Below are 25,082 nucleotides of genomic sequence, written 5' to 3'. Positions count from 1 at the left end.
TCAAACCTGTGCGATCCACTTGCGATGGGTATGGATCGACATCAAAACCCCAAACGCTGACAGCAGTGTCACCAGCGAAGTTCCTCCGTAGCTAATGAACGGCAATGGAACCCCTACAACCGGCAACAGGCCACTGACCATACCGATGTTGACGAAAACATAAACAAAAAACGTCATGGTCAACGCGCCGGCGAGCAATTTGCCGAACAACGTCTGCGCCTGAGCGGTGATGACCAGACCCCGACCAATCAACAGCAAATAAATCAGCAACAACGCGCAGATGCCCACCAGGCCGAACTCTTCGCCGAGCACGGCAATGATGAAGTCGGTGTGGCTTTCCGGGAGGAAGTCCAGGTGCGACTGGGTACCGAGCAACCAGCCCTTGCCGAATACGCCGCCGGAACCGATCGCTGCTTTCGACTGAATGATGTTCCAGCCAGTGCCGAGCGGGTCGCTTTCCGGGTCGAGGAACGTCAATACGCGCTGCTTCTGGTAGTCGTGCATCACGAAGAACCACATCGCAACCGACACCGGAATGGCCGCGGCCAGCACGCTGACGATCCAGCGCCAGCGCAAACCGCCCATGAACAGCACGAACGCCCCGCCGGCCAGAATCAGCAGCGAAGTGCCGAGATCCGGTTGACGGACGATCAGCGCAAATGGCACGCCGATTAACATCAGGCTGATGCCAACATGCTTGAGCTGTGGGGGCAATGTCCGCTTGGACAGATACCAGGCAATGGTCGCTGGCATCAGGATTTTCATGAATTCCGAGGGCTGGAAACGGATCACACCGGGAATGTTGATCCAGCGTGTGGCGCCCATGGCGTTGTGACCCATGATGTCCACCACCAAAAGCAGCAGCACGCCGATCACGTAGCCGAGCGGCACCCAGCGCGCCATGAAACGCGGTTCGAACTGGGCGATGATGATCATCGACACCAGACCGATACCGAACGAAGTGGCCTGTTTGCCGAGCAGATCCCAGCTCTTGCCACTGGCCGAATACAGCACGAACAGGCTGCCGGCAGCCAGGATCAACAACAGGATCAGCAGCGGCCCATCGATATGCAGTCTTTGCAGCAGCGTCGCGCGGCGGCGCATCACATCCTCACTGGAGAGCATGCGATCAAAGTTATTCATCACGGGCCGTAGCCTCCGCACTGGTTGGGCTGGCGTATTCGGCCTTCAAACGTCCGTCCTGACCCAGAAGCCAGGCGTCCATGATCTGGCGCACCACGGGAGCGGCGACGCCGGAACCGGACTCACCGTTCTCGACCATCACCGAAACAACAATTTTCGGGTCATCGGCCGGAGCGAAACCGACGAACAAGGCGTGGTCACGATGGCGTTCCTGAACCTTGGAGCGGTCGTACTTTTCGCCCTGCTTGATTGCCACGACCTGGGCCGTACCCGACTTGCCAGCAATACGATATTGCGCGCCAATGGCCGCTTTACGCGCGGTACCCCGGGCGCCGTGCATCACTTGCTGCATGCCGTGGTTGACCTTGGCCCAGTCAGACGGATCGCGCAGGATAATGTCCGGTATCGGATTTTCGTCCACCGGCTTCACCCCTTCGAGGGATTTAGCCAGGTGCGGCCGGTTCCACACGCCTTTGTTCGCCACCAGCGCCGTGGCCTGAGCCAACTGCAGCGGGGTCGATTGCATGTAGCCCTGGCCGATCCCGAGAATCAGCGTTTCGCCCGGGTACCACGCCTGTTTGCGAGTCGCGCGCTTCCACTCGCGGGACGGCATCAGGCCGGGAGATTCTTCGAACATGTCCAGCGAGACCTTCTGGCCGATGCCAAACTTGTTCATGTAGGCCGACAACCGGTCAATGCCGAGCTTGTGGGCCAGGTCATAGAAGTAGGTGTCGTTGGACCGCATGATCGCCGTGTCGAGGTCGACAAAGCCGTCGCCCGTACGGTTCCAGTTACGGTATTTGTGATCGTAGTTGGGCAGCATGTAATAACCCGGGTCGAACACCCGGCTCGACGCTGTCACCACACCCGAGTCGAGGCCGGCGATTGCCACGGCTGGCTTGATCGTCGAACCCGGCGGATACAGGCCGCGCAGCACGCGGTTGAACAGTGGCCGGTCGATGGAATCGCGCAACTCGGCGTACGCCTTGAAGCCGATGCCGGTGACGAACAGGTTGGGGTCGAAGCTCGGCTGGCTGACCATCGCCAGCACTTCGCCGGTCTTCGGATCGAGGGCAACCACCGCGCCACGACGACCGCCCAGCGCAAGTTCGGCGGCTTCCTGCAATTTGATGTCCAGGCTCAGGACGATGTCCTTGCCGGGAATCGGATCGGTACGCTTGAGTACACGCAGAACGCGGCCCCGAGCGTTGGTCTCGACTTCTTCGTAACCCACCTGCCCGTGCAGTTCCGGCTCGTAGAAACGCTCGATGCCGGTCTTGCCGATGTGGTGGGTGCCGCTGTAGTTGACTGGGTCGAGGGTTTTCAGCTCTTTCTCGTTGATCCGCCCCATGTAACCCACCGAGTGCGCAAAATGCGCACCCTGCGGATAGTGACGGACCAGTTGCGCAACGACTTCCACGCCCGGCAGACGGAACTGGTTCACCGCAATCCGGGCGATCTGTTCTTCGCTGAGTTCGAACAGGATCGGCACCGGCTCGAACGGCCGGCGCCCCTGGCGCATGCGCTTCTCGAAGATCACCCGGTCTTCTGGCGTCAGCTCCAGCACCTCGACGATCACGTCGAGCACTTGCTGCCAGTCGCCGGAACGCTCGCGGGTCATGCTCAGGCTGAAGCTCGGCCGGTTGTCCGCCACCACCACGCCGTTGCGGTCGAAAATCAACCCACGGGTCGGCGGAATCGGCTGCACGTGAACACGGTTGTTTTCCGAAAGCGTCGAGTGGTACTCGTACTGGATCACCTGCAAGTAATACAGCCGCGCAATCAACACGCAGATCAACAGCACGACTGCAATGGCCCCGAACACGACGCGGCTACGCACCAGGCGTGCGTCCTTTTCGTGGTCCTTGATGCGGATCGGCTGAGACATGAGGGCAGGATTACTTGTGGTAAGGGTGACCGGACAGCACGGTCCAGGCACGGTACAGCTGTTCGCCGATGAGGATCCGCACCAGCGGATGCGGCAAGGTCAGCGGCGACAACGACCAGCGCTGATCAGCGCGGGCACAGACTTCCGGCGCCAGCCCCTCTGGGCCGCCAACCATGAAGTTGACCGTGCGCGAATCCAGCCGCCAACGGTCGAGTTCGACCGCAAGCTGCTCGGTGCTCCAGGGTTTGCCGTGGACTTCCAGCGTGACCACCCGCTCGTTCGGCCCGACCTTGGCCAGCATGGCTTCGCCTTCCTGGCGGATGAAACGGGCCACGTCGGCATTCTTGCCACGGGTATTGAGCGGTATTTCCACCAGTTCCAGCGCCAGCTCGGACGGAAGACGCTTGGCATATTCATGCCAGCCTTCTTCCACCCACTTGGGCATGCGTGAACCGACGGCGATCAGTCGCAGTCGCACAGCAATCCCTTACAGCTGGTCTTTGTTGAGCTTGGTGAAATGCTCGTGGGTGTTTTCCGGGCTGTGGTGCTTGGCGTCTGCCGCACGGCTTTGCTCGGCACCGGCCCACAGGCGCTCCAGGTCGTAGAACTGACGCGCCGAGGCGGTCATCATGTGCACGATCACCAGGTCGAGGTCGAGCAGCACCCAGTCGCTGTCGCCCTTGCCTTCTTCGCCCAGCGGCTTGGCGCCCTGCTTTTTGACTTCTTCGCGAACCTTGTCCAGCATCGCGTTGATCTGGCGATTGGAAGTACCGGTGGCGATGATCATGTAGTCAGTGATGCTCTGCTTGTCGCGAACATCAATGATCTGGATGTCTTGCGCCTTGACGTCTTCAAGAGCGGCAACAGCAAGCTTGACCAGTTCGTCGCCTTTGAGCGGCTCGTTGGTGTTGGCCACTTCCGGCAACGGCGCGCTTTTGAATGTGCCTTTACGTTTTACTTTAGGTAGGTCTTTGTCAGTCATATAAAACTCGTTTTGCTCATATATTCGGCGGCTTGGCGACACGTGGATTCGTATCAGTTAAGCACGCCTTGTTCAGTTCGACGCACGATACAGACCGTGCGCATCGATGTAGGCCAGGACCGCGTCGGGCACCAGGAAACGTACCGACTTACCGCTGGCCAGCAGTTGACGGATCTGGGTGGCAGAGACCGCGAGCGGTGTCTGCCAGACGAATGCAATCTGTCCGCTCGGCCCTTTCAGGGCCAGCGGGTCGCTCACCGAACGCGCTGCCAGCAGGTTGCGCAAGGCATCCGGCGGTTCGCTGTCGGCGTCCGGGCGCTGTAGCACCAGGATGTGGCAATGCTGGAGCAACTCTTCCCAGCGATGCCAAGTGGGCAGGCCGCAAAATGCGTCCCAGCCCAAAAGCAGAAAAACCTGGGTCTCGGCGGCCATTTCGGCACGCATCAACTCCAGGGTATCAATGGTGTAGGACGGTTTGTCCCGCTGCAATTCGCGGGCGTCCACCACCAGCGGCGGCACTCCGGCCACCGCACACTCGACCATCGCCAACCGGTCCTGCGCCGACACCTGCGGCGTACCGCGATGCGGCGGGCGCGCGCTCGGCGTCAAACGCAACTCATCCAGCCCCAGCGCTTCGGCGACTTCCAGCCCACCGCGCAAATGGCCGATGTGCACCGGATCGAACGTGCCGCCCAGTACGCCAATGCGCCGAGGACGGGGTTCGCTGCCGGGCGCCGGCGTTGTCAGGTCGAGGTTGGTCAAGTCAGACCGTCGCCTGGCCGCGCAACTGGCCATCACCGACCACGATGTACTTCTCGCAGGTCAGTCCTTCGAGACCCACCGGGCCGCGGGCGTGCAGCTTATCAGTAGAAATGCCGATCTCGGCACCCAATCCGTATTCAAATCCATCGGCGAAGCAGGTCGGGGTGTTGATCATCACCGACGCCGAGTCGACTTCAGCCACAAACCGCCGGGTGTCAGCGAGGCTTTCGCTGACGATCGAGTCGGTATGGTGCGAGCCGTAATGGTTGATGTGTTCGATCGCCTGGTCCAGACCATCAACGACGCGAATCGATAGAATCGGCGCCAGATACTCGGTGCTCCAGTCTTCTTCGCTGGCAGCCACGGCATCGATGATCGCCCGGGTGCGCTCGCAGCCACGCAGTTCGACGCCTTTATCGCGGAACTGCGCCGCCATCGACGGCAGGAAATCCTGGGCGACCGCTTGATCGACCAGCAGGGTCTCCATCGCACCGCAGATGCCATAACGATAAGTCTTGGCATTGAACGCGATGCTCTGGGCTTTCGGCAGATCGGCGTGGGCACTGACGTAAACGTGGCAGATGCCGTCCAGATGTTTGATCACCGGCACGCGGGCATCGCGACTGATGCGCTCGATCAGGCCACGACCACCGCGCGGCACGATCACATCGACGTACTCGGGCATGGTGATCATGGCGCCAACGGCGGCACGGTCGGTAGTTTCAACCACTTGCACCACGGCGGCAGGCAGTTCGGCTTCGGCCAGACCGCGCTGGATGCACGCAGCAATCGCACGATTGGAATGAATCGCCTCGGAGCCGCCACGCAGGATGGTCGCATTGCCGGACTTCAGGCACAGGCTGGCGGCATCGATGGTCACGTTGGGCCGGGATTCGTAGATGATCCCGATCACACCCAGCGGCACGCGCATCTTGCCGACCTGAATCCCCGACGGTCGGAAGCTCATGTCACGGATCGCGCCGACCGGATCCGGCAGCGCAGCCACCTGACGCAAACCGACGATCATGCCGTCGATGCGCGCCGGGGTCAGTTCCAGACGCTCCAGCAATGCAGGCTCCAGACCACTGGCGCGACCGGCAGCCAGATCCTGTTCATTGGCTGCCGCAAGCTCGGCGCGAGCCGCATCCAGAGCATTGGCAGCAGCCTGCAAGGCGCGGTTTTTCTGCGCGGTGCTGGCACGGCCGATGAGCCGGGAAGCTTCGCGGGCGGCGCGACCCAATCGGGTCATGTAGTCAAGAACGGACTCAGTCATGGTCTGCTGGGGTCTTGGCAAAGAGGAAAGCGGCAGATTATAGCTGTCGCGTCCCGGGACTAACAGCGGTGACGGGCGGATGGTCGAAATGGACTACAAATTGCCAACGTTCAGCGGTGATTAAGACTCAAATTGTTATCATCGCGACCTCTTCAGCCTGGATAAACGTTGCCTGCCATGTCCAACCTGACCACTCCCACCCAAGCCGAACGCCTGCCACAGGGACTTGCGGACAGTTTTTTCGACCGTGACGCGCAAACACTGGCGCGGGATCTGCTCGGCAAAGTCATCCGCCATCGGGTCGGCGATCTGTGGCTGAGTGCGCGAATCATCGAAACCGAAGCCTATTACTTCGAAGAAAAAGGCAGCCACGCCTCCCTCGGCTACACAGAAAAGCGTAAGGCTTTGTTTCTGGATGGCGGCCACATCTATATGTATTACGCACGTGGCGGCGATTCGCTGAACTTCAGCGCGCAGGGGCCGGGCAATGCCGTACTGATCAAATCGGCTTATCCGTGGGTCGATGAAATCAGCGGCCCGGCGAGTCTGGCGCAGATGCTGTTGAACAATCCTGATGCGCAAGGTCGGCCGCGGCCATCGCAGAAGCTCTGCGCCGGGCAGACTTTGTTGTGCAAGGCGCTGGGTTTGAAGGTGCCGATGTGGGACGCCAAGCGTTTTGATCATGAACTGCTGTTGGTGGAAGATACCGGGCCGGCGCCCACGCACATTATTCAAACGACGCGTCTGGGTATTCCCCATGGCCGTGACGAACACCTGATGTACCGCTTCGTCGACGCCGCGTATGCGCAGTGGTGTACGCGGAACCCGCTGCGTCGGGGTCAGGTCGAAGGTCGCGACTATTTCCTGCTGTAACTAAAAACCCCTGTAGGAGCTGCCGAAGGCTGCGATCTTTCGCTTTGAAGATCAAAAGATCGCAGGCTGCGGCAGCGCCTACAGGTGGCAATCATTGAAATGGAGTTTTTGGTATGGGCCCATGGCTCGATAGCGTGACCGGGTGGCTGGCGGCCAATCCAGAGTGGCTGGCCGTTGCGGTATTCATTGTGGCGTTTGTCGAATGCCTGGCGATTGCCGGTTTGATTGTGCCCGGCACGGTGTTGCTGTTTGCCGTCGCTGCACTGGCCGGCAGCGGCGCACTGTCGTTGAGCGAAACCCTGCTGCTGGGTTTTCTTGGCGGCATTCTCGGCGATGTGATTTCGTACTTCGTCGGTCGACATTTCCACCAGAACATCCGCAGACTGCCGGGGCTGCGCCATCATCCTGAATGGATGAGCGGCGCCGAAAGTTATTTCCAGCGCTACGGCATCGCCAGTCTGTTGGTCGGACGCTTCATCGGCCCATTGCGGCCAATGCTGCCCATGGTCGCCGGGATGTGCGACATGCCCTTTCCGCGTTTCGCCGCCGTCAGCCTGTTGGCCGCCGCTGGCTGGAGCCTGGCCTACCTGCTGCCGGGCTGGGCCACTGGTGCGGCATTCCGTCTGCCGCTGCCCGAAGGTTTCTGGCTTGAGGCCGGGATCGTTGCTGGCGCCATCGCGGCCATGGTCGGCCTCAGCGTAAACAGCAGTTTGCGCCGCCACCGCCGGGCAACGGTGTGGATCAGCAGCATGAGCCTGTTGATTCTTATTGGTCTGTTTATTGGTTATCCGTATCTGAGCGCGCTTGATCAAGGCGTGATGACTCTGGTGCAGGAACATCGCCAACCGCTGCTGGATGAAATCGCGGTCACCCTCACGCTGATCGGTGAATTCCGCAACATGTTGCTGTTCAGCATCCTGCTCACCGTTTTGCTGCTGCTGTGCCGGCAGTGGCGTCAGGCGATCTTCGCCGGCAGCACCCTCCTCGTCACGGCACTGGCCAATACCGGAACCAAAATGTTTTTTGCCCGGGTACGCCCGGAAGTGCTGACCGATCCGATCACCAGTTACAGCATGCCCAGCGGCCACGCCTCGGGCGCGTTCGCGCTGTTCCTGACCCTGGCCGTCCTCGCCGGACGCGGGCAGCCGCCACGCATGCGTCTGACATGGCTGTTGATCGGCTGCATTCCGGCCCTGTCGATTGCGCTGTCGCGGGTTTACCTCGGCGCACATTGGCCAACGGACATTATCGCGGGCGCGATGCTGGCCGCCGGCGTATGCGCGGCGAGCCTGTGGCTGAACCAACGCCAGTCACCGCTCCAGGCGATGCCGTTCAAGGTCTGGTGGCTGATACTGCCGGCGATGGTGGCGCTGTTTGGCTTTTTCGTCCTGCGCCATTTGCCGCATACGCTGTTGCGTTACGCCTATTAAGCTCGCTGCTTAATTCGACATACCCTCTCCCCCCACTCACTCTCCGAGGATTCTTCCGACGAGAGTGCAGCCAACTTCTTATTTAAACTTACCTGTTTTCCTGCACAACTTAACCCACACCGCCTCGCATCACCCACAATCAATTTCAAGTTACATATCCAACTGAATATATCCCCTCACACACCTTCCAACCCCGACGATTTCATTTAGATTGGGCGAGCAAATCCGCCTGAAACTTTAACTTCAGTGCATTCAACCAATACAAACTTGTATTACACCCATAGTTAATACAAAAACATCACCCCCGCCTCGGACACTATAAAAACTTTAAACAAGTTTAGTCCCCACGGAATATTCAATGAGCCCGAAAATACCCAGAAAGCCGTCAGCATCCACAACGGACATTGCCAACCCCGCCGCTCGACCGTCCATAGATGCCCAGTTGCTCTCGCCATCCACCTCAAGATGGCCATTTACAGCGAACATCTCCAATGAGCCAGATCACTTCACGGCGGCGCACGTCCACAGCCATGCATTACGCCAACCCGACATAGTCGTCAGAGAAATACCTGGCAGCAGAATTGCCAATGCAAGGACAGACAACTCGATCAGCCGGTACGGCCTGTCCACTGAATTCCTGCGGGGCCTGCAAGCCGCCAATGCGGACGGTTTCCGCTTCATTGTCGGGCGCCGATTCGTCGACATCGAACATGACGGCGCAGTGTTGACTGCACATGTCCAGTTCGATGAAACCCTGGGCACCTGTCAGGCGAAACTGCTGACTGAACGAGTAGCTTCCGGGCCGCATCTGCTGAAAAATGCCGAACGCCCAACCTGGCGCCTCGCCACACCGGCCGCCGAAGCGCTGGCACAGGTTTCGCCACCCAAGCGCCCGGCCGCGACGGATGACGTTCAGCCTGGCCTTGCGCCCAAACGACCACGCGGTTCCGGGAGCGGGACCAGGGTTCGGCAATTTCTTTACGACGCCTCCAGACGATCTCCCGACGCTCAAGGTTATTTCGAACTCTCGCCCAGGAATACATGGGATCAACACCCGACAACATTTGCATTCAAGGCAAGCGGTGGCGACTGGATTCTGGTGGATGCACCGCAGGGCGGATTCGGCGCACAGCCCACTCATCTGCAACGCTGGACCGACATGGAAATCTGGGAGCTGTACGGCATTCACGGCGAGGAAATCAGACACTTTCGCAGCGAAGCGCAGACACTCGGCAAGCCGCCGCAATGGGTCGAAGCCGATGTAGCGCGCAACGCCACGACCGACCTGCTGCGCAATGCCTTTCGCTGGCTGAGTCCAACCCTCGACGCGAAGGCACGCGCGGCACAGTTGCAATCCTACAACTTGTTGCCGAGCCAGTTGCTTCAATTGCAGTTGCACTTGAAAACAGATCTGAGCATTCCGCAATGGGTGCTCGCGCACAAACAGCGAAGCGAAGACCTGAGCGATCCCCAGAGCCTGACGAAATGGAGTGAGGCTTTGATCAATGAATTGAGTCTCAAACGTGGCAACGGGTATCACTGGTACGACCCGGAAACATGCATGACCCGCGCGTTTCGCGAAGCGCTTCTAATGAAAATGGGTTATCGGCGCAACCTCAACAACTGCCTGTACCGCACTGACGTGCCCGCGTTGTTCAGAGGTGATGATCGCACTCCGTTCGAACTCGCGAACGACGATGCGATGCTCCCTCGTTATCACCACCAGCGAGGAGGCACCACCCACAAACCGCTGAGCGCAACCTTCAGCCTCAATGAGGCCCTGATGTATGGCAGCGCTCCGGATCCGGAATACCTGCTGTACAACACTCAAAAGAACAAATATCCCGGCAAAAGCGCCGCTGTAACAGACTCGGACAACCACTCAAGCGACAGTGACAGTAGCGCATCTTCCGACTGGTCGGATGCAGATAATCCGGTCTCCCTCGATAAAGAGCGCAACTATGAAACGGTTCGCGAACGACAGTCTGAAATGTTCATCTACGCGCTGGATACGCGAACCCTTGAAGTCGTGCCAAACCAGGAAAACCGCTTGTTCAACTGGTCGGCACAGGACACCGGTGCCAGGTTTCCCGACGATGACTTTGAAGGTTTGATTTCAGTAACCCGCTCGGGTCTGGACAGCGACCGGATCTGGTTGCTGAACTCGTCACTGACAAAAGGCGCAGCAGTTCAGGACATTGCAGATATGGCCGGCGATAGCGCCGGATACATCGAGCGAAAAACGCATGCGGGGCATGCCACCCAGCTTGAATACGATCGACTGATCGATGAAGCCGAGGCAGCGGGACGGCCGATACTTTCACTGTCCGGCAACAAAACCGAGTGGGGCGATGACATCCATTGGCCTTGAATCAAAACGTCAACTGACACACTAGTTGATACGCGCCACGCAATACGATTGATTACTTTTTTGTTCATCCACCGGTACGGAAACCGGCGTATTTTTCAAGGATTGAAACCGTGTCAAAACTTATCCAGCCCGCTATTGAACTACTCGCTTACCGCCACCTTCAAGTAACGCCTATTACCAGTTCGGCCAACAGCCATGCACCCCGAATCGAGCCCCCCAGCGCTGCAGTGGTAACGCCGGGCAAAGTCGATAAATCCAACCCGCCCACGCTCGAATCCCTCGACAAGCGCCATGGCCCGCTAACCCTTGGCAAATTCACGATTTCCCGGGTTGAGCTGGAAGCCATGGGCGCCAGGATCGGCGGGCAAAATGTCAGCCCGCAGAACGTCAATATCAAGGTGGCTGACCAGGCGTTTCTCGATTCCATGAGCTTCCACCCGGCCAAAGTCCTGGCCCGCATGGCCTCAGCCGAGATAGCCGACGCCAGCCTCGTCGGCACCCTGATGTTCGAGATCGCCACCTTGCGTTCGGTAGAGGCACCGCCGCTGATGGTCAGCGCGGATCCGATCACTCCCGGCAGTTCGATGGAACGCCTGGACAAACTGACCCGTGCGGCGCAGCAGATCGATATCCACCGCGTCGATTCACTCGACCACTTGCCGGGCTGGATCAACAGGAGCAAAAGCTACCTCACCAGCGGCGCCGGCGTTGGCCTGCAAGCTTACGGAATCTACAGCGGGCTCATGGGGATAGTGGACGCCGTCAAGGTTCGCGACTGGGGCGAGGCAGCATTCAACGGTGGTTCCGTTGTGGCTGAAGTCGAATCGTTGATTATCGAGCGCGGCTTGAGCATTACGGGTGAAAAGATGCTCAGAAGCGGTGGCATGGTATTCAACCGCTTTCCCGCCACCTCTGCCGGTAAATTCCTGTCCCGCGGCGCCGGCCTGTTCGCCAGCGCAATCACCTTGCCGTTCGACATCATCAGCGCCGTCAAATCGTTCAACGCAGCGGCCACCACCACCGGCAAGGAACAGCAGGACCATTACGTCGCCGGCGCTACGGCCGTGGCCGGTGCGACCGTCAGCATTACCTTGGGCATCGCCGCTCTGGCAGGTTTTGGCAGCGTCGCCGGCCCGGCCGGGCTCGTGGCTGCTGCCGTGCTGATCCTTGGCTCCGAAATCTATCGGGCGGCAAGGGTCGTCGACGACATCGATGACTACATCGAGCTGACCGCCCTTGAGCGTCTGCGCTCCGGCTGGTTTGCCTTTACCCGGCAGGAGCTCGACGAAGACGTCATGGATCGCTTCAAAATCTCCAAATACACCGCCGACTACAACAGGCTGCTGCAGACCTCGGCCCAGGCATTGCTCGATGGCGCCTACAAGCATTACGTGGCACATGTGGTCAACGGCAGCTTCAACGTCGAGCTAGAACCGGTGAAAGTCTGGCGCTACCAATGGGACGCGGCGAAAGGCGAGAAGCCATACAAAATGGACAAGGAAACCATCGTTGTCGAGGGCAACGACATCATCGACGCTCGCGACGGGCTGCCCGCTGACCTTCAGGGCGTGGTCACCGGCACCGCCGACGCGGACAAGGCCGTGTTGTGGAACCTGGGCGCGGGTGATGATCAGGTCACAGGCGTCAAGGCCAGACCCAACCTCTTCACTTACAAGAAAGGTACCAAGCTTCTGACCGGTGGCGACAAGGACGATACCTTCTACTTTGAATCGGCCGCCAGTGAGCTCGACCGAGGTACGCCACCGGCGACGCTGAGCATGATCGACGGCGGTGAAGGAAGTGACACACTGACCTTCGAAGGCGCCCGCCCTCCCGGCGATACCCGCTACGTGGGTTACGACGTGAATCTGCAGACCGGCAAAGTTGCCCTGCGCAGCCACGATGCCACGGTCGATCCGGTTGACGTCGCACAGGTCAAATCCGTGGAAAACGTTTTGACCCTGCGCAATGGCTCGAACCGAATCACTGGCAGCGACGGCGACAATCAAATCTCGGCCAATGGCAGCGACCAGGTCATGGCGGGCAGCGGAAACGATGTGATCGCCATTCGCGGCGCGGATTGCCGGGTTGACGGTGGATCCGGAATGGATCGCTACATCATCCCGGCTACGTCTACCCGACCGGTGATAATCGACGACGGTGAGGAAGTCAGTGTCATCGAGTTCACCTGGGCGCTGGAGCGGATTCAGCGCTGGCAGATCATCGGCACCTCGATGGTGATCACTTCATTGCATGGACCAGACGGCGAAGATCTCGATCATGAGCTGACGATTGAAGCGGTGTATCAGCAAGTCGACAGCAAGCGCGTGCTGAAAAATAGCCGGTTGCTGTTCAAAACCCAGGATCGTTATGAGCTGGAAGCCCTCTTGCCGCTGGAACTCAATGACCCCGCTGATCACGACTTCGAGTGCAGAGTGATCGTCATCGGTGATGCACCTCCCGCGCCATACATAGCCAACAGTGATTCCGCGGCCATTTTCACGCACCCGGCCGTGCACCATTTCGCTCCCCGCTCCGGCCAGCGGATCAACTTTTTCGCCCCCGCCAACAGCCCTGCCGCCGCGAAAACCCTTTATCTGGATTACGACGCATGGGAGATCCATGACGTCAGGGTCAGCTACGACGTGACGGTCACGCGCAATGACGCCGGCGTGCGCTATCTGCGCTACGAACAGATCAACCTCTGGATTTTTCTGCCATCGAAAACGCTTAACTTCACCGGCGTCATAAAAGCCACAAGCGATCCACGCGGCTCAACCGGTATCAACGGCATCAAGACCACCATCGTGCAAGTCAGGCACCCGGTTGTCCTGATCATGCGCGATGGAACCTCATACAACGTCGCGGCACCTCGCGTGCCTTACCGCGAGGACGCCGACACCCCAGGCGCCAAAACCCTTACCGCTCGCGAGTGCCTGAAACTCAGGCACGGCAAGTACAAGTTCGTAAGACCGGGGCTGCTCAAGCCGTTCTTGTTGAAGGCCACTCCCCATGAAATCAATTTCCCTGCTCTGCCGCACAATGGCACTTACGTCCTTCATGGCCAGGCCTCGACTTACGATGTCTATCCCATCAGCAACAGCACGTTCAGCCTTGTAACGCCGGGCGCTATTGCGCAAACGTCCAATGCCTCGACATGGACGATATTCACGACAAAAATGCACGAAAAGGTCACCCGCAACGACATCCGCCTGGACGCGAAAAATCTGTACATCGGCAGCGTCACGATGCTACTGCCGAATATGGAACACGAAGGCCCGGTGGAATCCATCAGCGTGGCGACGTCTGCCGGTAACATCTACGCCGTCGAACTGTTGTTCGACCTGCTGCAGCTGACCGTCATCGATGCCCGGGGTTACGCGAACCTGGCTGAACTGCTGGCAGATATCCGCGCCCACCGCGATCGTAACGAGTTGTCCACCACCGTCGTGGTCAAACACCTGGACGTCACACCTGCGATCAATGGCACCGTGCATTACCACTCAGCGCAGGATTATTGGGGTGTCGACACGAACCCGACCCTACGCATCGCAACTGAAAACCTGACCATAAAGCCCAGTAAGGCCACCTGACCGCAATTGAGCAGAACGAGCACCAGAACAGTTCGGGATGACGTTTACCTGCATCCCGAACCTGTTTCATTCAGCCAACGGACCGGCTGATTCACACAAAACCGAAAGGACACAACTTATGCGTAACAAGCCTAAAAACCCTCGGCTCTCACCGGAGCCCGCTACCCCCGGCCCTTCGACCTCTCGACCACATTCGCCCGACGATGGACGAAGCGATCTGGACTTCACCCTGCCCGGCCGCGTCCGGGCCGACGCTGCTGAAATTTCATCAGGCGTGACGAGCGACAACCTCACACCAGGCACCTCGCACGGCAAAGCCAGTGTGTCAGTCACGCCCATGGACGCTTCCGCCACGACGCGCCCGGTAGTAGGCCAATCACCGCTGCGGCCCTACGTTCAGACGCCCTCGAGCAAGTTGTCCTTGCACGATGCCGACGGACTGCGTTCGTACAAAGGCAGATTCTTCGCCGACGTTGCCAGCGATGATGCCCAAACCGGCATCGAAACGGTGATGGTAGTGTTCCACGATGCAATGAAAGCCTATCGGGCGAAATTGCCCACAGAGCGGGCCCCTTCCGCCCCCCCGCTATATCGCATTGCCGACACCAACACCTGGAGTTCGCAAAAGCCGATCGCGTACTACGAAAACAGCATGGATCGCGTGTATACCACGTCTAATACTGTCGATGCCCAAGGCTACTATGCCGTCCACGAACAACTCACTCGTAAGCACAGTGCACCCTTCGACCATATCGAATACCAGGTGACAAACAGAGACATCGGTTTCGCCCTCAAGGATGCCCACTCCAAACTGGTCCGGGTCGACCCACTTGAGGCCCGGGGAGATCCGTCAGTGCCATTGAAGCTTGCGCATTGGACCGATGGCGATATCTGGAGTGCGTACCGCTTGCGGGAGTCAGAGGCTTTGGTTTTCCGCAGCGAGGCAGAAGCTCAGGGACGCCCGCCCACTTGGGCAACCCGCTTCGAAGACCCGGACACCTACCAGTACCTGATCCATTCCTTGCGCTGGTCTCATCCGCACAAATCCCCGGACGAACACGCAGATATCCTGCGCTCCTACAATTTGACCATCGCCCAACAGAGCAGACTGCGAAAGGACATGGAACACGGTGTGTTTCCGGAATGGGCCGAGCAACACAAGCAACTGACGCAGAGTAATGACGATCAGCGTCTCAGCCAGATTGCCGCAGAGCTGGACCCGTATATTCTCAGGTTGCGAAATGAAGGCCAGTATCTGGAGAACAAGCTACCCGATGCTGAGCTGCGTTACGAAAGCGAGTTTCTGGAAAGCTATCTGATGCACGCCGGCTATAAGCGAAATATGCGCGGACTGTTATACCGAACCGACATCCCCGGCATGTTCCGCGCCGATCTGCGCACGCCCTTTGAACTGGCGCGCGACAAACGCCTGTTCAGACTGAAGGGCAACGGCCCCGAGTCGACGACCAAACTACCTTTTAGCACGACATTCGGTCTCGACGACGCCTCCAATTACACGGACTTCGAATACTATTCCCAACCTCGGCGGTACAACAGCCAGGCCAATCGGTATCCGGGACATGCCAGCTCCGACAGCGATTCGTCGGATGGAGGGCGCTACGGTACAGGGAACGAATCTGATAATTCGTTTGAAATGGATTATTCGCGTGACTATCCATTGCGCCGGCGCAACCAGGACCTGAGCTTTCTTTATGTCATCGACACCCGTGGCATCGAGGTGGTCCCCCAAGCGGAAAACGCGCATCTGAGCAACTTGACTTTTTGGGCAGACCCAATGGAAGGCCAGATATCAATGCCCTCACGAGGAATCAGCGCCGAGAGAATCTGGCTGGTGCACTCGGACAAACGCCGGGCTGCGCGGGTTGAGGATATCTTTCGAGCAGCCGGAGAGAATGCTGAGGCTATCGAGCAAGCAACGTGGGATGGAACTGTCTCTCGTCACCCTTCTCCCTACGACGATCTGATAGAGAAAGTCGCCAGCTCAGGCGGAGTTATTCTGGACTTGCCGAAGGGTACGGAAACTTTCGCCAACGACATCATTTGGCCTGTTCCCGAGCACTACCGCCCTTGATGCAGTAAACCCTTGAAAACGCGCTATTCATCACCGCGATGAATAGCGCGTCTTATCATGCGACGAGGGGAAGTTGATCAATGATCTTGAGTACAAAGGTCACCGGTTTATTATTAAAAGCATTATGCCCCGTGATATTGGGATCAACGCTTTTAAAGATATTCATTCTATCGGCTGTACTTCGATACAACGGCTTCTTGTTTGATTCGCTTTCAATTCCGATATAAAGCGGCCCAGGCTCAAGATCGCTGGACACTGCACGTAGCAAACCCGCCTTGCTGATCGAAAACAACTCGCCGCGCTCTTCCTGACCCGCCAGCACATTGCGCGTGGAACTTTCAATGACCAGCCGCGCACCGTCGTGAACACCGCGCAATGCAATAGTGATCGCGAAGCTGTCACCGTGGGGCGTAAAGGTCAGCAACAATGGCTTGTCGTCTTCGTGATCGGCGAGAGTGAGAAAGCTGGTCTCGCGGTTGTCCGCCAGTGCCGCCTCCACGTCCAGCTTTTCACGCCGGGTGATGCGCGGATCGCGCAGGCGCAGGCGCAAACGTTGCAGATTGAGCACCACCGGCAGACCATCGACATATAGATTTGCGGTAAAGGACTTGTTTTCTTTTTTATTCGTAGACATGTAACCACCTCTGTGCGGGCGCCCGCCGTCAATAAACTTTGCACGGCAGACCGTGGCGCACATCACAAAATAATTCAGGCCATTGGGGCTGCAACCACAGATTCGGCGGTCGCGGTCACTCGGGGGATATCGCCAGCAGGAATTTTGGCGGCTTTACGTTTGCGCCGTGCGAGCACCATCATGTCGGAGTAAGTCGCAGCGGCATCAACAATATATTTGGCGTTATGATCCATCCCGGCATTCTTGAGAATATATTTACCGGCAATGTCGTCCCAGAAGCCCCATTCATCTTCGTAAACAGTCATGATTTATTCCTTATTATCATTCAAGTCACCCGCGTCCTGCGGGCAACTTGAAGTTAAGTCAAAGAACGCTTCACGACAATGCTGGCAAGTGCCAGTATTTAATTCAAATAACAACTACGCAAATAACTCACCCTGCAACTCATCGAGCAAGGCCTGAATGGCATCGAGGCGCTGCTGGGGATCGTCGAGTTGCAGCAAGTCGATCTTGTCCTCTTCGGCGAACGGCAACAGGTAGGCCAACTGATTGGCCAATGACTGCTGACCAGCGGCTTCGGTGCCCATGTTCAACGCTTCGACCATCGGGTGCTCGGCCAGCGCCTTGAGCAGCGCCACCAGATCGGCGTCTTCGTCCTGCAACGGTTGCTCGGGTTCGTCGTCCAGCCACTCGACGTCGGCGAGGATCAGCTGGTCGCGCTGCACTTCGGTGCGCAATACATGGAAGCGCCGCCCGCCTTGCACGCGAATGCCCAGCAGGCCGTTGTCCTGCTGCTGGAAATCGGTGATCCGCGCTTCACAGCCCACCAGCGCATAACCTGCGGGGGCGACGCCGACTTCATGGCCTTCAAGAATGCACACCACGCCAAAGCCACCGCCCTGCTTCATGCAGCGGCCAATCATGTCCAGGTAGCGCGCCTCGAAGATCTGCAAGTCGAGGTTGCAGCCGGGAAACAGCACTGTGTTCAACGGAAAAAGCGCCAGACTCATAGACATTTCCTTACACCACCATCGACACCGCCAACGGCAGGAACACCGCCGTGGCCACGCCCATCAGACTCATCGCCAACGCCGCGAAGGCACCGGTCTCATCACTTTCCTGCATCGCCACCGCCGTGCCGACGGCATGCGCGGTCATGCCCAGCGCCATACCGCGTGCTTCGGGGCTGTGCACCCCGAGGCGGGTCAACAGTGTCGGGCCGAAGATCGCGCCGATGACCCCGGTGATCAGCACGAACACCGCCGCCAGCGCCGCGACGCCACCGATCTGCTCGGCCACCAGCATGGCAATCGGCGAGGTCACCGATTTCGGCGCCATGGTCATCAGGATCATGTGATCAGCGCCGAACCACCATCCCAGCAAGACGCCCATGCCCGTGGCGACCACCCCGCCTATCACCAGCGTAGTAAAAATCGGCCAGAACAATTGGCGAATGCGCCGCAGATTCAGATACAGCGGCACCGCCAGCGCCACCGTCGCCGGCCCGAGCAGAATGCTGAGGATCTCGGTGCTCTTGCGATACTCGGCGTACGTCAGGCCGCAGCCGACCAACACGCCGATCACCAACAGCATGGAGACCAGCACCGGTTGCAGAAAGATCCACTTGGTTTTCTCGAACGCCGCCAGCACCAGTTGATAGGCACCGAGGGTGATACCGATGCCGAACAGTGGATGGTGAATCACCGACGTCCAGGCGCCGTGCCAATCGAAGAACATCAGGACTCCTCCGACGGCGGCGCGTGACGCTTGACCAAGCGCTGCATCAGCACACCGGCAAAGGCCATCGACAGAATCAGCGACACCACCAACGCGCCCACAATCGCCCAGAAATCTGCAGCAATCGCCGAGGCGTAAACCATTACGCCCACTGCCGGCGGCACCAGCAATAACGGCAGATAACGCAGCAGGCTGCCGGCCGCCAGATTCAGCGGCTCGCCGACTTCACCGCGAATAATCAGGAACACCAGCAACAGCAGCAGACCGATGATCGGCCCCGGCAGCACCGGCAAAAGTAAATGATTAAGTGCCGTGCCGAGCAATTGGAACAGCACCAGCAGGGTCAGGCCACGTAACAACATCTGACATCTCCAACAAAAAGCGCCCGGCATTATAAGCACGCCTGCGCTATGGATCGGCATTCGCCAAAAGCATGGTCGGTTGACCTGAGCAAATTGCCATGATGATCTACAGTGGTTCGCAGGGCGGTCAAATCCCCCACCTGAAAAACTATAAAACAGATGAACCCAAGGAGAGTCTCAATGCCCTATGTTCCAGTTGCAGAGCTCAAAGATTATGTCGGCAAGGAACTCGGACGTTCCGAATGGCTCACCATCGATCAGGAACGCATCAACCTGTTCGCCGAAGCCACCGGTGATTATCAGTTCATTCATGTCGACCCGATCAAAGCCGCGCAAACGCCTTTTGGCAGCACCATTGCCCACGGTTTCCTGTCGTTGTCACTAATGCCCAAATTGATGGAAGACATCCTGATCCTGCCCGAAGGTGTGAAGATGGTCGTCAACTACGGCCTGGACAGTGTGCGTTTCATCCAGCCCGTGAAGGTCAATTCGAAAGTCCGACTCAAGGTCGACATGGTTGAAGTGACCGAGAAGAAACCTGGTCAGTGGCTGCTCAAAGCCACCGCAACACTTGAGATAGAAGGCTCGGACAAACCGGCCTACATCGCTGAACCGCTGTCGCTCTGCTTCGTTTAAGCGCCGGGATGCGAACCGGCGCACGCTGTTTCGCATCCGCTCCCCTTCAGCGGCTGTATAAGGTCACATAGCTGCGGCATACTCGGTCGCCTAATTGCCCGGATCCCGCTATGCGCTCACTCGCTTGTCTTGCACCCCTTGCCTTGACCCTGTTGCTTGCCGCTTGCGGCGATGGCGAATCGCTGTTGCCCCCGGATGCGCGCCTGCCGGACGGCGGACGCTATCGCGGCGAGTTGGTCGATGGCTTGCTGCAAGGTCAGGGACGTGTCGACTATCCCAACGGCAGTTGGTACGCCGGGCAGTTCGACAAAGGGCAGTGGCATGGGCAGGGCGAATGGCATGGCAGCAATGGCGAGATTTATCGCGGCCAGTTCCAGCAGGGTTTGTTCGACGGTCAGGGCAGCCTGACCACCAATGCCAGCAGTTACACCGGCGGCTTCAAACAGGGCCGGCGTGACGGCGAAGGCACATTGAAAGAAAACGCCATGACCTACCGTGGCGAATTCAAGGCTGATCAATATTCCGGGCTCGGCCGTCTCGAAATGGATGACGGCAGCTCCTATCAAGGCCAGTTCGCCCACGGCAAACCCAATGGCGAAGGCCAGCGCGGTGATTCCAGCGGCAACTCGTTCACCGGTCATTTCGTCAACGGTCAGCTTGAAGGCAACGGTACGTTCAACAGTGCTGACGGCGACATCTACGTCGGTGGCTTCAAGAACAACCAACTGCACGGCAAGGGCCGCTACGAAAACGCTGACGGCGACGTCTGGCTGGGCCAGTTCAAGGAAGGCGCGCTGACCGGCAAGGGCGAACTGATCGGTGCTGACGGCAGCCATTACATCGGTTCGTTCAGCGACTGGCGCTTCAGCGGTCAGGGTCGCTTGAACCTGTCCGATGGCAGCTTTTATATTGGCGGATTCGACAACGACAGTTACGCCGGACGCGGCACACTGGTGCTGACTGATGGTAGCGTAATGAGCGGCACCTGGATCAACGGCCAGCGCGTGCGCGACGCCGATGGCAAGTTGCTGCCCGACACCCTCGAACTCGGCTTGCTCGCTCAGGGCCGTTTGCTTGATGAGGCATTGGCGGCGATTCCGCCCTCGACGCCTGCGGTGGAGCTGTACACCCTGACCCTCGGCGGCGACGGCAAGCAGAGCGTGTTCCTGCGCGAATCCGACTATGTCGCCAACATGCTCAATACGCGTTTCGGCGCGCATGGCCAGATCCGTCTGGTCAACCACCGCGACCACCTCGGCGACCGGCCGATGGCCACGCGCGAGAACCTGCGCCGCGCTGCACTGACCCTGGCCGAACGCAGCGGCCCGGAAGATTTGCTGTTCATCTACCTGACCAGCCACGGCACCGCCGAACACGAACTGGTGCTCGACCAGCCGCGCATGGAACTGGCCGACCTGCCCGCCGACGAACTCGCCGCCGTGCTCGCGCCACTGAAAAACCGCGACAAGATCATCGTGATTTCCGCGTGTTATTCCGGCGGCTTCATCCCGGCGCTGAAAGACGAACGCACGCTGATCATGACCGCCTCGCGCGCTGACCGCGTGTCCTTCGGGTGCTCCGAAGAAGCCAACTTCACCTACTTCGGCGATGCGCTGTTCGCCCAGGCACTGAACCAGACCGATGATCTGGAGCAAGCCTTCAAACTGGCCAAGGCCACCGTCGCCGAGCGTGAACTGGCGGACAATTTCGAAGCCTCGGAGCCGCAGATCTGGGCACCGAAAACCGTGCTGTCGCACTGGCAGCAACTGCGTAAACAGCAAGCGCGAAAAGCTTTGCAAAGTGCTGCGTTGAACGACGGAGCGACAAAGAGCAACTAAGCTGAACAGTATCAAGGGAGAGACATTATGTACTTGACGCCTCAGCACGTATTGCTTGCCGGAGCCACCGGTTTGACCGGTGAACATCTACTCGACCGTTTGCTCAACGAGCCAACGATTTCTCGCGTCCTCGCCCCTTCCCGTCGGCCACTGGCCGAGCATCCGCACCTGGAAAACCCGGTCGGCGACCCACAGGCATTTCTGCCGCAGCTCAGCGGTCGCGTCGACATTGCCTATTGCTGCCTTGGCACCACCATCAAGCAGGCCGGCTCGGAAGCTGCGTTTCGCGCAGTCGACCTGGACATGGTGGTGGCGTTTGCCAAGCGCGCGCGGGAGATGGGCGCGCGGCATCTGATCGTGATCAGCGCCATCGGCGCCGATCCGAAATCCTCGGTTTTCTACAATCGGGTCAAAGGGGAAATGGAGCAGGCATTGCGCGCGCAAGACTGGCCGCAACTGACCATTTGCCGGCCGTCGCTGTTGCTTGGTGAACGATCAGAGCCACGCTTGGGCGAACAGCTTGCTGCGCCGTTTTCGAAGTTGATTCCGGGTAAATACCGCGGGATCGAAGCGTGCCAACTGGCCCGGGCGATGTGGCGGTTGGCGCTGGAAGAGCAGGATGGGGTGCGGGTGATTGAGTCGGATGATCTGAGGAAATTGGGCAAGTAGTGCGGACGCTATCGCCAGCAGGCTAGCTCCCACAGGTCTGCGTGTTGCTCATGAGTTTTGTGTCGGCTGGAGACCAATGTGGGAGCCAGCCTGCTGGCGATGGAGTGCGCAGCACTCCCGGGATCAAAAGATCGCAGCCTTCGGCAGCTCCTGCATGGATCTTCATTTCACCCTGTAGGAGCTGCCGAAGGCTGCGATCTTTTGATCTTTACAACCCGCCAGTCGCCTGAAAACTCACGCCTATCACCGTCAGCAATGACAACGGCAACAACAGCGTATCGAGCAAAGCACTCCCCGGCAGATCCACCCCCGGATAACTCGGCGCCTCAGCACCGAACCGATCCATCGCACAACACCCGCCATTCAACGCATACAAATCCAGCCGCGTCCCGGAATACACCACCGGCGCCCCCGGTTTCGCCGCATCCAGCGTCCGCGCGGTGGCGCACCCGGTCAGTTGCAGCGCCAGCACCATCACCAGCAGCTTATTCATCGCTGCTCAGATGATGCTCGCCCCAACGCGGCAGCATGTCCTGGGGAATGCCCAGCAGATTGAGAATCCGCGCGACGACGAAATCGATCAGGTCATCGATGGTCTGCGGCTGGTGATAGAAACCGGGTGAGGCCGGCATAATCGTCACGCCCATGTTCGACAGCTTGAGCATGTGCTCCAGATGAATGCTCGAATACGGCGCCTCGCGCGGCACCAGAATCAACTGGCGACGTTCCTTCAAAGTGACGTCTGCAGCGCGTTCGATCAGGTTGTTGCAGGCCCCCGTGGCGATGGCCGACAGCGTCCCGGTCGAGCACGGCACGACCACCATCGCCGCTGGCGCACCGGAGCCCGAGGCCACCGGTGACATCCAGTCTTCCTTGCCGTACACGCGGATCTGCCCGGCGGCAGCCCCGGTGTATTCGGTGAGGAACGCCTGCATCATCTGCGGCTTGGGCGGCAGCGAGACGTCGGTCTCGGTGGCCATCACCAGTTGCGCGGCTTTGGAGATGAGGAAGTGCACCTCGCGATCTTCCCGCACCAGACAATCGAGCAGGCGCAAACCGTACTGCGCGCCCGAAGCACCGGTCATCGCCAGCGTGATGCGTTCCGGGCCGCCGTTCTGCGAAAAAGTGTTCATTGCAGCGCCTCGGCGAGTTTGCCGTGCAGACCGCCGAAACCGCCGTTGCTCATGATCACCACGTGAGTGCCGGGCTGAGCCTGGCTTTTCACGCGTTCGATGATGCCTTCCAGCGTATCGCTGACAATCGACGGCACTTTGCACAGCGCAGCGGTGGCGGCCAGATCCCAGCCAAGGTTGGCCGGGGCGTACCAGATCACCTGATCGGCATCGTTCACGCTGTCCGGCAAACCGTCACGGTGCGCGCCGAGCTTCATCGAGTTGGAGCGTGGCTCGATGATCGCGATCAACGGTGCATCACCGATGCGCTTGCGCAGACCGTCAAGCGTGGTGGCGATCGCAGTCGGGTGATGGGCGAAGTCGTCGTAGATGGTGATGCCGCGCACTTCAGCGACTTTCTCCATTCGGCGTTTGACGTTCTTGAACGCGCTCAACCCGGCGATGCCCATCGATGGCACCACGCCAACATGACGCGCAGCCGCCAGTGCAGCCAAGGCGTTGGCAACGTTGTGCTGGCCAGTCAATTCCCACTCGACCGTGCCTTGGGACACACCTTCGAACATCACTTCAAAGGCCGAGCCGTCTTCGCTGAGCAGTTTGACCTGCCACTGACCGCCAGCACCGGTGGTTTGCACCGGGGTCCAGCACCCCATCTCGATTACCCGCTGCAAGGCAGGCTCGGTGGTCGGATGGATGACCAGGCCTTCGCTCGGAATGGTGCGCACTAAATGGTGGAATTGCCGCTCGATGGCCGGCAGATCGGGGAAGATGTCCGCGTGATCGAACTCAAGGTTGTTGAGAATCGCGGTGCGCGGGCGGTAGTGCACGAACTTCGAACGCTTGTCGAAGAAGGCGCTGTCATACTCGTCGGCCTCGATCACGAAAAACGGCGTACCGCCCAGACGTGCGGACACCGAGAAGTTCTGCGGCACACCACCGATCAGGAAACCCGGGCTCATGCCGGCATGTTCCAGCACCCAGGCGAGCATGCTGCTGGTGGTGGTTTTGCCGTGAGTACCGGCAACAGCCAGTACCCAGCGACCTTGCAGCACGTGATCAGCCAGCCACTGCGGGCCAGAGACGTACGGCAGGCCTTTGTTCAGCACATATTCCACCGCCGGATTGCCGCGCGACATGGCGTTACCGATCACCACCAGATCCGGTGCCGGATCGAGCTGGGCCGGATCGTAGCCCTGCGTCAGCTGAATGCCTTGGGCCTCGAGCTGCGTGCTCATCGGCGGATAGACGTTGGCGTCGGAGCCGGTCACGTGATGGCCCAGCTCTTTGGCCAGAACCGCCATCGAGCCCATGAAAGTCCCGCAGATACCCAGAATATGAATGTGCATAGTCGACCTCGTAAAACATGGCCGCAGGTTAGCGTAGGGAGGGGGAAATCGCACTCTTTAGGTGATGGGGCGGGATTGGTTGGGCGCAACATTTCGGTATGGCTCAGGATTGCTACCCTCACCCCAGCCCTCTCCCGGAGGGAGAGGGGGCTGACCGAGGTGTCTTTTGCTATACGTCGACCTGAACGACTGAGTGGATTATTGATTCGACCGCGCAGGGGCATATTCAGCCCTGAGTTCGACTGGATCTGTCAGGTCGGCGTAGTTCGTCAGAACAACTCGTTCAGTCCCCTCTCCCTCTGGGAGAGGGTTAGGGTTGT

Annotated in this window: 22 protein-coding genes; 8 read left to right on the top strand and 14 right to left on the bottom strand. The window is 59.1% G+C overall.

The window, feature by feature from the left end:
* The 6 genes from rodA to ICA15_RS24190 form a co-directional block, all read right to left on the bottom strand.
* Positions 1 to 1,104, bottom strand: coding sequence for a rod shape-determining protein RodA (rodA, locus tag ICA15_RS24215; protein ID WP_191627703.1), 1,104 nt, complete (start codon positions 1,102 to 1,104; stop codon positions 1 to 3).
* 31 nt (positions 1,105 to 1,135) lie between these two features.
* Positions 1,136 to 3,031 carry a penicillin-binding protein 2 gene (gene mrdA, locus ICA15_RS24210; RefSeq protein WP_150602118.1) on the bottom strand — a complete coding sequence of 632 codons (1,896 nt, stop codon included), beginning with the start codon at positions 3,029 to 3,031 and terminating at the stop codon, positions 1,136 to 1,138.
* Between the two features lie 10 nt (positions 3,032 to 3,041).
* Complete coding sequence (gene rlmH, locus ICA15_RS24205) at positions 3,042 to 3,509, bottom strand: 23S rRNA (pseudouridine(1915)-N(3))-methyltransferase RlmH (protein ID WP_007937439.1); 468 nt, start codon at positions 3,507 to 3,509, stop codon at positions 3,042 to 3,044.
* A 9-nt stretch (positions 3,510 to 3,518) separates the two neighbouring features.
* On the bottom strand, positions 3,519 to 4,013 hold the full coding sequence (gene rsfS / locus ICA15_RS24200; RefSeq protein WP_042561254.1) for a ribosome silencing factor: 495 nt from the start codon (positions 4,011 to 4,013) through the stop codon (positions 3,519 to 3,521).
* Between the two features lie 72 nt (positions 4,014 to 4,085).
* Positions 4,086 to 4,808, bottom strand: coding sequence for a nicotinate-nucleotide adenylyltransferase (gene nadD / locus ICA15_RS24195; protein WP_224450915.1), 723 nt, complete (start codon positions 4,806 to 4,808; stop codon positions 4,086 to 4,088).
* Positions 4,777 to 6,048, bottom strand: coding sequence for a glutamate-5-semialdehyde dehydrogenase (locus tag ICA15_RS24190; RefSeq protein ID WP_210554854.1), 1,272 nt, complete (start codon positions 6,046 to 6,048; stop codon positions 4,777 to 4,779). Before ICA15_RS24190 ends, nadD begins: the two co-directional genes overlap by 32 nt.
* A gap of 177 nt (positions 6,049 to 6,225) precedes the next feature.
* Here ICA15_RS24190 and ICA15_RS24185 point away from each other — a divergent pair, with 177 nt between their 5' ends.
* From ICA15_RS24185 to ICA15_RS24165, 5 genes are all read left to right on the top strand, one after another.
* Positions 6,226 to 6,921, top strand: a complete 696-nt coding sequence (locus ICA15_RS24185; RefSeq protein ID WP_150617301.1) for a DNA-3-methyladenine glycosylase — start codon at positions 6,226 to 6,228, stop codon at positions 6,919 to 6,921.
* 113 nt (positions 6,922 to 7,034) lie between these two features.
* The gene (locus tag ICA15_RS24180) at positions 7,035 to 8,351 is read left to right on the top strand and encodes a bifunctional DedA family/phosphatase PAP2 family protein (RefSeq protein ID WP_210554853.1); all 1,317 of its coding nucleotides are present in this window, start codon (positions 7,035 to 7,037) and stop codon (positions 8,349 to 8,351) included.
* Between the two features lie 358 nt (positions 8,352 to 8,709).
* On the top strand, positions 8,710 to 10,722 hold the full coding sequence (locus tag ICA15_RS24175; protein WP_210554852.1) for a hypothetical protein: 2,013 nt from the start codon (positions 8,710 to 8,712) through the stop codon (positions 10,720 to 10,722).
* Between the two features lie 110 nt (positions 10,723 to 10,832).
* Positions 10,833 to 14,315 (top strand): calcium-binding protein, encoded by a 3,483-nt coding sequence (locus ICA15_RS24170; protein WP_210554851.1) that lies wholly within the window; start codon positions 10,833 to 10,835, stop codon positions 14,313 to 14,315.
* Positions 14,316 to 14,433: 118 nt separating this feature from the next.
* A complete protein-coding gene (locus tag ICA15_RS24165; protein WP_210554850.1) occupies positions 14,434 to 16,407 on the top strand; it encodes a hypothetical protein in 1,974 nt (657 codons plus the stop codon).
* A gap of 55 nt (positions 16,408 to 16,462) precedes the next feature.
* Here ICA15_RS24165 and ICA15_RS24160 read toward each other — a convergent pair whose 3' ends face one another.
* From ICA15_RS24160 to ICA15_RS24140, 5 genes are all read right to left on the bottom strand, one after another.
* Positions 16,463 to 17,041: a hypothetical protein gene (locus tag ICA15_RS24160; protein WP_210554849.1), complete on the bottom strand. Its 579-nt coding sequence runs from the start codon at positions 17,039 to 17,041 to the stop codon at positions 16,463 to 16,465.
* A 74-nt stretch (positions 17,042 to 17,115) separates the two neighbouring features.
* Positions 17,116 to 17,346 carry a hypothetical protein gene (locus ICA15_RS24155; protein WP_150602109.1) on the bottom strand — a complete coding sequence of 77 codons (231 nt, stop codon included), beginning with the start codon at positions 17,344 to 17,346 and terminating at the stop codon, positions 17,116 to 17,118.
* 114 nt (positions 17,347 to 17,460) lie between these two features.
* A complete protein-coding gene (locus tag ICA15_RS24150; RefSeq protein ID WP_150617296.1) occupies positions 17,461 to 18,051 on the bottom strand; it encodes an LON peptidase substrate-binding domain-containing protein in 591 nt (196 codons plus the stop codon).
* A 10-nt stretch (positions 18,052 to 18,061) separates the two neighbouring features.
* On the bottom strand, positions 18,062 to 18,778 hold the full coding sequence (locus ICA15_RS24145) for an LrgB family protein (protein WP_210554848.1): 717 nt from the start codon (positions 18,776 to 18,778) through the stop codon (positions 18,062 to 18,064).
* Entirely contained in the window at positions 18,778 to 19,140 is a 363-nt protein-coding gene (locus ICA15_RS24140; protein WP_150602106.1) for a CidA/LrgA family protein, read from the bottom strand. Before ICA15_RS24140 ends, ICA15_RS24145 begins: the two co-directional genes overlap by 1 nt.
* A gap of 180 nt (positions 19,141 to 19,320) precedes the next feature.
* Here ICA15_RS24140 and ICA15_RS24135 point away from each other — a divergent pair, with 180 nt between their 5' ends.
* The 3 genes from ICA15_RS24135 to ICA15_RS24125 all read left to right on the top strand — a co-directional run bounded on the left by ICA15_RS24135 (position 19,321) and on the right by ICA15_RS24125 (position 22,283).
* Positions 19,321 to 19,776: a MaoC family dehydratase gene (locus ICA15_RS24135; RefSeq protein ID WP_150602105.1), complete on the top strand. Its 456-nt coding sequence runs from the start codon at positions 19,321 to 19,323 to the stop codon at positions 19,774 to 19,776.
* 110 nt (positions 19,777 to 19,886) lie between these two features.
* Positions 19,887 to 21,614: a C13 family peptidase gene (locus ICA15_RS24130; protein WP_150602104.1), complete on the top strand. Its 1,728-nt coding sequence runs from the start codon at positions 19,887 to 19,889 to the stop codon at positions 21,612 to 21,614.
* A 27-nt stretch (positions 21,615 to 21,641) separates the two neighbouring features.
* Entirely contained in the window at positions 21,642 to 22,283 is a 642-nt protein-coding gene (locus ICA15_RS24125; RefSeq protein ID WP_150602103.1) for an oxidoreductase, read from the top strand.
* 208 nt (positions 22,284 to 22,491) lie between these two features.
* Here the strand turns inward: ICA15_RS24125 and ICA15_RS24120 are convergent, their stop codons facing one another.
* From ICA15_RS24120 to mpl, 3 genes are read right to left on the bottom strand one after another with little or no spacing between them, the layout of a single operon-like run.
* On the bottom strand, positions 22,492 to 22,776 hold the full coding sequence (locus tag ICA15_RS24120; RefSeq protein ID WP_210554847.1) for a YceK/YidQ family lipoprotein: 285 nt from the start codon (positions 22,774 to 22,776) through the stop codon (positions 22,492 to 22,494).
* Positions 22,769 to 23,416: a flavin prenyltransferase UbiX gene (ubiX, locus tag ICA15_RS24115; protein WP_210554846.1), complete on the bottom strand. Its 648-nt coding sequence runs from the start codon at positions 23,414 to 23,416 to the stop codon at positions 22,769 to 22,771. The genes ICA15_RS24120 and ubiX overlap by 8 nt, the downstream gene beginning before the upstream one ends.
* Positions 23,413 to 24,762, bottom strand: a complete 1,350-nt coding sequence (gene mpl, locus ICA15_RS24110; protein WP_042561268.1) for a UDP-N-acetylmuramate:L-alanyl-gamma-D-glutamyl-meso-diaminopimelate ligase — start codon at positions 24,760 to 24,762, stop codon at positions 23,413 to 23,415. Before mpl ends, ubiX begins: the two co-directional genes overlap by 4 nt.
* Positions 24,763 to 25,082: the final 320 nt, after the last annotated feature.

This window comes from Pseudomonas sp. P116 (assembly GCF_020149425.1).
Classification (GTDB): domain Bacteria; phylum Pseudomonadota; class Gammaproteobacteria; order Pseudomonadales; family Pseudomonadaceae; genus Aquipseudomonas; species Aquipseudomonas anatoliensis.
Note: the sequence above shows the minus strand (reverse complement) of the source record. Positions and strands in the feature narration are given on the sequence as shown.

What these genes read in the sequence shown, in the direction of transcription:
- rodA (WP_191627703.1), bottom strand. Translation starts at nt 1,104, where the DNA reads ATGCGCCGCCGCGCGACGCTGCTGCAAAGACTGCATATCGATGGGCCG.
- mrdA (WP_150602118.1), bottom strand. Translation starts at nt 3,031, where the DNA reads ATGTCTCAGCCGATCCGCATCAAGGACCACGAAAAGGACGCACGCCTG.
- rsfS (WP_042561254.1), bottom strand. Translation starts at nt 4,013, where the DNA reads ATGACTGACAAAGACCTACCTAAAGTAAAACGTAAAGGCACATTCAAA.
- nadD (WP_224450915.1), bottom strand. Translation starts at nt 4,808, where the DNA reads ATGGCCAGTTGCGCGGCCAGGCGACGGTCTGACTTGACCAACCTCGAC.
- ICA15_RS24190 (WP_210554854.1), bottom strand. Translation starts at nt 6,048, where the DNA reads ATGACTGAGTCCGTTCTTGACTACATGACCCGATTGGGTCGCGCCGCC.
- ICA15_RS24185 (WP_150617301.1), top strand. Translation starts at nt 6,226, where the DNA reads ATGTCCAACCTGACCACTCCCACCCAAGCCGAACGCCTGCCACAGGGA.
- ICA15_RS24180 (WP_210554853.1), top strand. Translation starts at nt 7,035, where the DNA reads ATGGGCCCATGGCTCGATAGCGTGACCGGGTGGCTGGCGGCCAATCCA.
- ICA15_RS24175 (WP_210554852.1), top strand. Translation starts at nt 8,710, where the DNA reads ATGAGCCCGAAAATACCCAGAAAGCCGTCAGCATCCACAACGGACATT.
- ICA15_RS24165 (WP_210554850.1), top strand. Translation starts at nt 14,434, where the DNA reads ATGCGTAACAAGCCTAAAAACCCTCGGCTCTCACCGGAGCCCGCTACC.
- ICA15_RS24160 (WP_210554849.1), bottom strand. Translation starts at nt 17,041, where the DNA reads ATGTCTACGAATAAAAAAGAAAACAAGTCCTTTACCGCAAATCTATAT.
- ICA15_RS24155 (WP_150602109.1), bottom strand. Translation starts at nt 17,346, where the DNA reads ATGACTGTTTACGAAGATGAATGGGGCTTCTGGGACGACATTGCCGGT.
- ICA15_RS24150 (WP_150617296.1), bottom strand. Translation starts at nt 18,051, where the DNA reads ATGAGTCTGGCGCTTTTTCCGTTGAACACAGTGCTGTTTCCCGGCTGC.
- ICA15_RS24145 (WP_210554848.1), bottom strand. Translation starts at nt 18,778, where the DNA reads ATGTTCTTCGATTGGCACGGCGCCTGGACGTCGGTGATTCACCATCCA.
- ICA15_RS24140 (WP_150602106.1), bottom strand. Translation starts at nt 19,140, where the DNA reads ATGTTGTTACGTGGCCTGACCCTGCTGGTGCTGTTCCAATTGCTCGGC.
- ICA15_RS24135 (WP_150602105.1), top strand. Translation starts at nt 19,321, where the DNA reads ATGCCCTATGTTCCAGTTGCAGAGCTCAAAGATTATGTCGGCAAGGAA.
- ICA15_RS24130 (WP_150602104.1), top strand. Translation starts at nt 19,887, where the DNA reads ATGCGCTCACTCGCTTGTCTTGCACCCCTTGCCTTGACCCTGTTGCTT.
- ICA15_RS24125 (WP_150602103.1), top strand. Translation starts at nt 21,642, where the DNA reads ATGTACTTGACGCCTCAGCACGTATTGCTTGCCGGAGCCACCGGTTTG.
- ICA15_RS24120 (WP_210554847.1), bottom strand. Translation starts at nt 22,776, where the DNA reads ATGAATAAGCTGCTGGTGATGGTGCTGGCGCTGCAACTGACCGGGTGC.
- ubiX (WP_210554846.1), bottom strand. Translation starts at nt 23,416, where the DNA reads ATGAACACTTTTTCGCAGAACGGCGGCCCGGAACGCATCACGCTGGCG.
- mpl (WP_042561268.1), bottom strand. Translation starts at nt 24,762, where the DNA reads ATGCACATTCATATTCTGGGTATCTGCGGGACTTTCATGGGCTCGATG.